Source organism: Aquabacterium sp. (assembly GCF_048860245.1).
Classification (GTDB): domain Bacteria; phylum Pseudomonadota; class Gammaproteobacteria; order Burkholderiales; family Burkholderiaceae_C; genus Aquabacterium.
Genome location: NZ_JBLIZW010000049.1, coordinates 1 through 6,319 on the forward strand (window position 1 = coordinate 1; position 6,319 = coordinate 6,319).

The 6,319-nt window shown below is 60.9% G+C and carries 7 protein-coding genes; all 7 read right to left on the reverse strand.

Annotated features, from left to right (window positions below; all coding sequences use genetic code 11):
- Window positions 1–175 precede the first annotated feature (175 nt).
- The gene (locus ACMV18_RS05885) at window positions 176–913 is read right to left on the reverse strand and encodes an SDR family oxidoreductase (protein ID WP_420817071.1); all 738 of its coding nucleotides are present in this window, start codon (window positions 911–913) and stop codon (window positions 176–178) included.
- Window positions 910–2,253 carry an FAD-binding oxidoreductase gene (locus ACMV18_RS05890; protein ID WP_420817072.1) on the reverse strand — a complete coding sequence of 448 codons (1,344 nt, stop codon included), beginning with the start codon at window positions 2,251–2,253 and terminating at the stop codon, window positions 910–912. The genes ACMV18_RS05885 and ACMV18_RS05890 overlap by 4 nt, the downstream gene beginning before the upstream one ends.
- A 7-nt stretch (window positions 2,254–2,260) precedes the next feature.
- A complete protein-coding gene (locus ACMV18_RS05895; protein ID WP_420817073.1) occupies window positions 2,261–3,682 on the reverse strand; it encodes a UbiA family prenyltransferase in 1,422 nt (473 codons plus the stop codon).
- Between the two features lie 13 nt (window positions 3,683–3,695).
- Window positions 3,696–4,670 carry a lysylphosphatidylglycerol synthase transmembrane domain-containing protein gene (locus tag ACMV18_RS05900; protein WP_374256856.1) on the reverse strand — a complete coding sequence of 325 codons (975 nt, stop codon included), beginning with the start codon at window positions 4,668–4,670 and terminating at the stop codon, window positions 3,696–3,698.
- 43 nt (window positions 4,671–4,713) lie between these two features.
- Entirely contained in the window at window positions 4,714–5,277 is a 564-nt protein-coding gene (gene rfbC, locus ACMV18_RS05905) for a dTDP-4-dehydrorhamnose 3,5-epimerase (protein ID WP_420817074.1), read from the reverse strand.
- Between the two features lie 5 nt (window positions 5,278–5,282).
- On the reverse strand, window positions 5,283–6,164 hold the full coding sequence (gene rfbA / locus ACMV18_RS05910) for a glucose-1-phosphate thymidylyltransferase RfbA (protein ID WP_420817075.1): 882 nt from the start codon (window positions 6,162–6,164) through the stop codon (window positions 5,283–5,285).
- Window positions 6,161–6,319, reverse strand: a 159-nt coding sequence (locus tag ACMV18_RS05915) for a sugar nucleotide-binding protein (protein ID WP_420817076.1), incomplete at its 5' end; no start/stop codon positions are given. The genes ACMV18_RS05915 and rfbA, both read right to left, overlap by 4 nt.

Sequence of the window (6,319 nt, forward strand, 5' to 3'; positions counted from 1 at the left end):
TCAATCACCATCGATTGATGGGGCCGCTGGGCAATGTCCCGCCAGCCGAGTTCGAGGCAAACTACCACCAACAACACGCTGGTCAGGCCGTGACCGCCTGACTTAAACCAACTGGCCTCCGCGAAACCCGGGGCGCTTCACACCCCCTCATGCATGGGGTTTCGCGTTCAACTCGTCAGAGATTTAGCATTGCAAAAATTCGTTCCGGGATGTGCTTGATGATGAGCATGATGTAGCGCCAGAACCCCGGTGTGTAGACCACGGTGGCACCCTTGTCGATGGCGCGACTGATGTCGCGTGCGACTTGATCGGGCTTGGCCCACAGCGCGCCTTTTTTGAAGCTGGCTGTCATGGGCGTGTCGACGAAGCCAGGCTTGATGGTGATGACATGCACGCCGCGTTTGGACAAACGCTGGCGCAAGCCCGAGGCAAACGCCGAGACCAAGGCCTTGGCACTGCCGTACACGTAGTTGCTTTGCCGACCACGGTCACCGGCCACCGACGAAATCACGGCGATGGCGCCATGACCTTGTTGCGCCAGCTGCTCGCCCGCCAAAGTCATCAAGGACACCACGGACGTGCCGTTGGTCTGGATTTCTTGCAAGGCGTAACCCACGTCTTGCTGAGCCCGTTCTTGGTCGGACAGCGTGCCGTGCGCAATCAGCACCGTGTCCAGTCCGCCCATGGCCACGGTGGCGTCGGCCAACAGGCTTGCATGCAGATCGAACGCATTCGCGTCAAACACCTTCGTGCCCACGTGGGCAGCCCCGCGTGCTTTCAAATCGTCTGCGACCGATTGCAGTTGGGCCGCGTTGCGAGCCGCCAAAAAGAGCTTGTCACCACGCTGGGCCCACAGGCGGGCGCAGGCTTCGGCCATGGCCGAGGTGGCCCCTACGATCAGGATTTTTCTCATGCTTGCTCCATGACCCGCCGCCACAGCCCAGAACTGAAGCGAGGGTCAACGTATGACTTGAATTCGACCCAACGGGGATAGCCCGCTTGGAACAGCTCGGGGCCCAGGCGGCCGTCTTTGGCGGCGTACAGACGCCCTCCCGCCCCCAACACGATGCGATCCAGCTCGGCAAACAGCTTGTGCAGACGAGGGCCGGTATTCGGGAAGTCCAACGCGAGCGTGGTACCCGGCTGAGGGAAGGACAACATGCCGCGCGACGCAGGTTCACCAAACTGCTTGAGCACGGCCAGGAAGGACCCCATGCCGCTGGCCGCAATGGTTTGCAGCAGTTCACGGGTGGCCGGCAAGGCCTGCTCGGGCGGGATCACGCATTGGTACTGGTAAAAGCCACGCGGACCGTAAATGCGGTTCCACTCCAGCAGAGCGTCGAGCGGATAGAAGAAGGGGCGGTAGTGCTGCACGCTGCGCACCCTGTCCTGCCGCTGCTTGTTGAAATACAGCGTGTTGAAGCTCTTGAGCGACACGGTGTTGATCAAGGACAGCGGCGGTGTCATCGGCACCTTGAGGCTGTGTTCTGCCACACCACTGGGCAGGTGCTTGGGCAACAGCCGCGTGTCCATGGCTGCGCTGGCGTGGTTGCCCCGATTGAACAGTCCGCGACCCAGGCGTCGTCCTGTGAAGGCGCAGTCAATCCAAGACACGGTGTATTCGTAGTCGCGCTCCGAGGCCGTGCTGAGCTCAAAAAACTCTTCCAGGCTGCGGAACTTGATCGACTCGGTGTCAAGGTAGGGGTTGGCAATGCGCTTGAGCTGGATCTCGGCCCACGTGATCAAGCCGGTCAGGCCCAAACCGCCAATCGTTGCGGCATACCAGTCCGCGTGTTGCGTGGGGGAGCACACGCGGCGGGATCCGTCCGAGCGCAACAGCTCGAACTGGGTCACATGGTTGCCAAACGAGCCCGCCAGATGATGGTTTTTGCCATGCACATCGTTGGCAATGGCGCCGCCCACGGTCACGAACTGCGTGCCGGGCGTTACAGGCAAGAACCAGCCTTGCGGCACGACCAACCTCAAGATGGTCGACAGCAGGACACCCGCTTCGCAGCGCAGCACGCCCGTGGCGGGGTCAAAGGCAATGAAGCGGTCCAGTTGGGCGCCCAGCAACAGCGCGCCGCCTGGATTCAGGTTGCTGTCGCCATAACTGCGGCCGTTGCCAAAGGGCAGGACCGAGGTGTCGTCATCTGGCAAAGGCAGCGGCGCGTGTCGGCTGCTCAGGCCCAAGGCCTGATGCGATTCCTTCAGGACACGGCCCCAAGCTGAAAACACCTGTGTTGCGCTCATGCTTGCCTCACACGGCCAGCCACAGCACCAGCGCCGCCAAGGCGCCTGTGGCCAGACTGGTTCGGTCCTTCAGCGCGTAGACTAAGGGGTCATCGTGCATCTGACCGCGGTGGGTTTCCATCCAGATCCGGCTGATCCAGTACAACATGATGGGCACCAGTCCCCAGGCAAATTTGGGTTGGTGGTACATCACCGCCACCTCCGGCGAGTTGAGGTACAGCCCCAGCACCAAGATGCTGATGTAGCCCGATGCGGTGCCCAGGTTTTGCAGGATGCTGAGGTCTTCAACGTGGTAGCCGCGTCCCTTGGCGCTGAGCTTGCCCTGTTCGCGCATGACATAGAGCTCGGCATAGCGCTTGACGATGGCCAAGCTCAGGAAGATGAAGATGGCGAAGATCAGCAGCCAGAACGACAGCGGAATGTGGGACGCGGCGGCACCCGCCACGATCCGGATGGTGTACAGGCCGGCCAGGGCCAGCACATCCACCATCACCACCTTCTTGATGCCAAACGAGTAGGCCAGCGTGGCGATGTAGTACACAGCCAGCACCCCCAGAAATTGCAGAGGCAACAGCAGGCAAATGGCCAGCGCCACCGCCAGTAAAGCGGGCGTCGCCAGCAAGCCAAACATCAGACTCAGGCTGCCTGCGGCGAACGGACGGTTGCACTTGCTATGGTGCTGGCGGTCGGCCTCCAAGTCCAGCATGTCATTGAGCAGGTACACCGACGAGGCGCACAGGCTGAACGCCACAAAGGCCAACAGGCTGTCGGTGAGCGCGGCAGCATCGGTCAGTTTGTGCGCGGCGGCCACAGGCACGAAGATCAGGGCATTTTTGGCCCATTGGTGAACACGCAGTGCTTTGGTGATGACGCGCACGCCCACTTTACGAGGCGGAATCACCAAGCTGACGGGCGCTACCTTGGCAGCAGCGCCTTCCAAAGACGACGGCGCGTTGACGACGATGGCCGAGCGGGCCTGTTGCCAGATGGGTAGATCTACCCGGTGGTTGCCGCAGTAATCAAACCCCTTGTCACCGAATCGCTTGACCAATTCGGCCGCTTTGTTGCGACCAGACAGGTTGAGTTGCCCATTGCTGGCCAGCACCCCGTCAAAAATGCCGAGGTGATCTGCCACCGCTTGGGCCAGTCGCACATCGGAAGCTGTGCACAGCCACAGCGGGCGCCCGGCCGCCTTCTCGGTCTTCAGCCAGTCAAGCAGGGGTTGGGTGTAAGGCAGGGCTGCACCATTGAGTTGGACGCGGCTGGCAATTTCGGCCTTGAGTCGAGCCTTGCCACCCAGCAACCACAAGGGCACCAGAAAGAGATAAAGCGGGTTGCGCTTGATGAGCAGCAGAAACGATTCCAGCAGCAGATCGCTGTGGATGAGGGTGCCGTCAAGGTCAACGCAAAGTGGAACAGGTTTACTCATGAATGACTTGTTTTCAAGCTTCGCCGCGCAGCGCCCAAACGCACAGCCAGCCAATCAGCACGGCCAGCCACAGGGTCAGCAAACGACAGACCAAGGTCAGCAAAATGGCCTGCGGCATGGTGTAGCCGTGGGCAAACAACAGGGCAGCCATGACCGCTTCGGTGCTGCCCAATCCACCCGGCAGGAAGGACAAAGCCCCCACGATGATGGCCACGGCATAAATGCCCATGGCGGCTGATACCGGCAAGGGCTGCACCCCCACCACGTCGGCCACCAGTTTCAACCCCACCGCCTCGGCTCCCCATGACACCATGCCCAGCAGCAAGCCCGCTACCAGCATGCCCGGCGTCAGAAATTGACGGGCACTGACAAACATGTGGGCCATGGCCTTGACCACCTGCCGGAACTTACCGACCGGGATAGTGCCCATGGCCTCATCGATGCGAGCCCACGGCATGATCGCCACGCTGGCCAGCAAGCCCCCCACCAAGGCCACAGCCACCCACAAAAACGAGCGGTAGGCCTGAATGTCCACCAAGGCGGCGGAGGCCAGCAGAATCATGACCAGCAGGTCCAGCAGTCGCTCGATGAAAAAAGCGCCACTGGTGGCCGAGACAGACAAGCCTTTGGGCTGGTAATAGCGTGCACGGACCATTTCCCCCAGCTTGCCTGGCGACAACGTGAACGCAAACCCGGACATGAACGTCAGGGCCACGAATCGCAAGCTGAATGTGTGCCCCAGCTTGTTCAGGTACAGACGCCAGCGCCACACGCGCAGCGCGTAATTGAACAAGGACAGCGCCCCGGCGGCCAAGACGGCCGTCCAGCCTGTTTTCAGAGGCGTCAGGTCAATCTGTGTGATGTCGTGCCAGAACGCCTTGATGCACCACGCCGCAAACAGCGCGAACACGCCATAGACCAACGCGCGGCGCCAGACGGGCACGGCGGTAGGAGGGGGCGAAGCGGGCATCACTGCGGGAGAACTCATCCCGCGATTATCGTTGTGGGGACGCGCTTACCGAGACCGTTTGTCAGAAAGTGTCCGCCCTATTCAGGCGGGGTGCTTGGGCATCCTTCTCGGCCAGGCGCAGAGAAAAATCACCCTCTGGCCATTGAATGCCAATGTCCGGGTCGTTCCACAACATGCTGCGCTCGCAGTCCTTGGCGTAAACGTCGGTCGTTTTGTAGAGGAAGTGGGTGTCGTCTTGCAAAGCCAGAAAGCCGTGCGCAAACCCTTCAGGGATCCACAGTTGCCGCTGGTTGTTGGCACTCAGTTCGACGCCGACCCATTGTCCAAAAGTGGGTGAACCCTTGCGGATGTCAACGGCCACATCGAACGCAGCCCCCTTGACCACGCGCACCAGCTTGCCTTGCGCATGCGGGGGCAACTGGTAGTGCAACCCGCGCAACACACCTGCGCGGCTACACGAATGGTTGTCTTGCACAAATGGCTTGGGGGTGGGTAGCCCCAATCGAGCCAAGCCCGCCTCGAACTTGGCCTGATGGAAGCTTTCCATGAACCAGCCACGGTCGTCACTGAAAACTGCCGGCTCAATGATCACCACATCGGGGATCCGGGTCTGGATGAACTGCATGCCGATCAGAAAATTTTGTCGTTGATGACCTTGAGCAGATACTGGCCGTAGCCGTTTTTCAGCATGGGCTGGGCCAGCTTGGCCACTTGCTCGGCGCTGATCCAACCCGACCGGTAGGCAATTTCTTCCAGGCACGCCACTTTCAGACCCTGGCGTTTTTCCAGCGTGGCGATGTACTGGCTGGCCTCCAGCAGGCTGTCGTGGGTACCCGTATCGAGCCAGGCATAGCCGCGCCCCATGATTTCCACGTCCAGCAAGCCATGGGCCAGGTACGTGGCATTGACGTCGGTGATTTCCAACTCGCCGCGCGCACTGGGCTTGAGGCCGGCCGCAATGTCACACACCCGGTTGTCGTAAAAGTACAAGCCGGTGACGGCGTAGTTGCTCTTTGGTTTGACGGGCTTTTCTTCAATGCTCAGCGCATGCTGGTTGGCATCAAAGTCCACCACACCGTACCGCTCCGGATCGGTCACGTGATAGGCAAACACGCTGGCGCCATCTGGTCGATGGGCAGCGTGCGTGAGCAACTTCTGAAAGTCATGACCATAGAAGATGTTGTCGCCCAACACCAAGGCGCTGGGGGCGTTGCCCACAAAGTCTTTGCCTAGGATGAAGGCTTGCGCCAGGCCGTCCGGGCTGGGCTGCACGCAATAGCTGATGTTCAAGCCCCATTGGCTGCCGTCGCCCAGCAGCGAGGCAAAGCGAGGTGTGTCTTGCGGGGTGCTGATGAGCAAGATGTCGCGAATGCCTGCCAGCATCAAGGTGCTCAGCGGGTAGTACACCATGGGCTTGTCATACACCGGCAGCAACTGTTTGCTGATGGCCAGCGTGGCCGGGTGCAAGCGTGTGCCGGCACCGCCAGCGAGAAGGATGCCTTTACGGGTCATTTGGCGGGGTTCCCATGTAACTCGGCGAGCATGCGTTCGATACCCTGCTGCCATGAGGGTAAGACGAGGTCAAACGCGTCGCAGATCTTGGCTGTCTCCAGCCTGGAATTCAACGGGCGGCGTGCTGGCGTCGGGTAAGCCGATGTGGGCACGGC

Excerpts from the sequence above, each read along its gene's own strand:
- ACMV18_RS05885 (WP_420817071.1), bottom strand. The coding sequence starts at position 913 with ATGAGAAAAATCCTGATCGTAGGGGCCACCTCGGCCATGGCCGAAGCC.
- ACMV18_RS05890 (WP_420817072.1), bottom strand. The coding sequence starts at position 2,253 with ATGAGCGCAACACAGGTGTTTTCAGCTTGGGGCCGTGTCCTGAAGGAA.
- ACMV18_RS05895 (WP_420817073.1), bottom strand. The coding sequence starts at position 3,682 with ATGAGTAAACCTGTTCCACTTTGCGTTGACCTTGACGGCACCCTCATC.
- ACMV18_RS05900 (WP_374256856.1), bottom strand. The coding sequence starts at position 4,670 with ATGAGTTCTCCCGCAGTGATGCCCGCTTCGCCCCCTCCTACCGCCGTG.
- rfbC (WP_420817074.1), bottom strand. The coding sequence starts at position 5,277 with ATGCAGTTCATCCAGACCCGGATCCCCGATGTGGTGATCATTGAGCCG.
- rfbA (WP_420817075.1), bottom strand. The coding sequence starts at position 6,164 with ATGACCCGTAAAGGCATCCTTCTCGCTGGCGGTGCCGGCACACGCTTG.